The organism is Halomonas getboli (assembly GCF_023094245.1).
In the GTDB taxonomy this organism is placed as follows: domain Bacteria; phylum Pseudomonadota; class Gammaproteobacteria; order Pseudomonadales; family Halomonadaceae; genus Halomonas; species Halomonas getboli.
The window spans coordinates 3,154-5,080 of the sequence record NZ_JALMEW010000014.1; the positions used below are offsets into that span (position 1 = coordinate 3,154).

Below are 1,927 nucleotides of genomic sequence, written 5' to 3' on the forward strand. Positions count from 1 at the left end.
TTTGGTGGGTCTGGGCAGACTTGAACTGCCGACCTCACCCTTATCAGGGGTGCGCTCTAACCAACTGAGCTACAGACCCAAACAGTCTTTTGCTCTGGCCGATCAGATAATTCATTGTGGACACTTGCCGGGTGCCGGTGACGTCGTCGATTAAGGAGGTGATCCAGCCGCAGGTTCCCCTACGGCTACCTTGTTACGACTTCACCCCAGTCATGAACCACACCGTGGTGATCGCCCTCCGAAGTTAGGCTAACCACTTCTGGTGCAGTCCACTCCCATGGTGTGACGGGCGGTGTGTACAAGGCCCGGGAACGTATTCACCGTGACATTCTGATTCACGATTACTAGCGATTCCGACTTCACGGAGTCGAGTTGCAGACTCCGATCCGGACTGAGACCGGCTTTATGAGATTAGCTCCCCCTCGCGGGATTGCAGCCCATTGTACCGGCCATTGTAGCACGTGTGTAGCCCTACTCGTAAGGGCCATGATGACCTGACGTCGTCCCCACCTTCCTCCGGTTTGTCACCGGCAGTCTCCCTAGAGTTCCCGACCGAATCGCTGGCAAATAGGGACAAGGGTTGCGCTCGTTACGGGACTTAACCCAACATTTCACAACACGAGCTGACGACGGCCATGCAGCACCTGTCTGAGCGTTCCCGAAGGCACCCATCCATCTCTGGAAAGTTCGCTCGATGTCAAGAGTAGGTAAGGTTCTTCGCGTTGCATCGAATTAAACCACATGCTCCACCGCTTGTGCGGGCCCCCGTCAATTCATTTGAGTTTTAACCTTGCGGCCGTACTCCCCAGGCGGTCGACTTATCGCGTTAACTGCGCCACAAAGGTCTCGAGGACCCCAACGGCTAGTCGACATCGTTTACGGCGTGGACTACCAGGGTATCTAATCCTGTTTGCTACCCACGCTTTCGCACCTCAGCGTCAGTGTCAGTCCAGAAGGCCGCCTTCGCCACTGGTATTCCTCCCGATCTCTACGCATTTCACCGCTACACCGGGAATTCTACCTTCCTCTCCTGCACTCTAGCCTGACAGTTCCGGATGCCGTTCCCAGGTTGAGCCCGGGGCTTTCACAACCGGCTTATCAAGCCGCCTACGCGCGCTTTACGCCCAGTAATTCCGATTAACGCTTGCACCCTCCGTATTACCGCGGCTGCTGGCACGGAGTTAGCCGGTGCTTCTTCTGCGAGTGATGTCTTTCTTGCAGGGTATTAACCCGCAAGCGTTCTTCCTCGCTGAAAGTGCTTTACAACCCGAGGGCCTTCTTCACACACGCGGCATGGCTGGATCAGGCTTTCGCCCATTGTCCAATATTCCCCACTGCTGCCTCCCGTAGGAGTTCGGGCCGTGTCTCAGTCCCGATGTGGCTGATCATCCTCTCAGACCAGCTACGGATCGCGGCCTTGGTGAGCCGTTACCTCACCAACTAGCTAATCCGACATAGGCTCATCCGATAGCGCAAGGTCCGAAGATCCCCTGCTTTCTCCCGTAGGACGTATGCGGTATTAGCGTGGGTTTCCCCACGTTATCCCCCACTATCGGGCAGATTCCTATGCATTACTCACCCGTCCGCCGCTCGACGCCTCCTAGCAAGCTAGGATCGTTTCCGCTCGACTTGCATGTGTTAGGCCTGCCGCCAGCGTTCAATCTGAGCCATGATCAAACTCTTCAGTTAAAAGCTTGATAGTTCCTAAGGTGGAACCAAACCTGGTTCAAGATTCAAACGTCTCTTTGACGAGTCGCTTGTCTTGATATCTAGTGACTGGTCACCGACATCCCGACAAGCGCCCACATGAATTATCTGATCGATTGTTAAAGAGCAGCTCGACTCAACGAAGAGAAGAGCGTCTCGCATCTGCCTGGCCGTTCGGCCGGCGCCCTGCGAGGAAGGCGTATTCTACGTGATCGGCGCG

Annotated in this window: 1 tRNA gene and 1 rRNA gene; both read right to left on the bottom strand. The window is 55.5% G+C overall.

Annotated elements, in window-relative coordinates:
* Window positions 1-2 precede the first annotated feature (2 nt).
* Window positions 3-79, bottom strand: a tRNA-Ile gene (locus MYL53_RS17150).
* Window positions 80-151: 72 nt separating this feature from the next.
* Window positions 152-1,689 (bottom strand): 16S ribosomal RNA (locus tag MYL53_RS17155).
* Window positions 1,690-1,927: the final 238 nt, after the last annotated feature.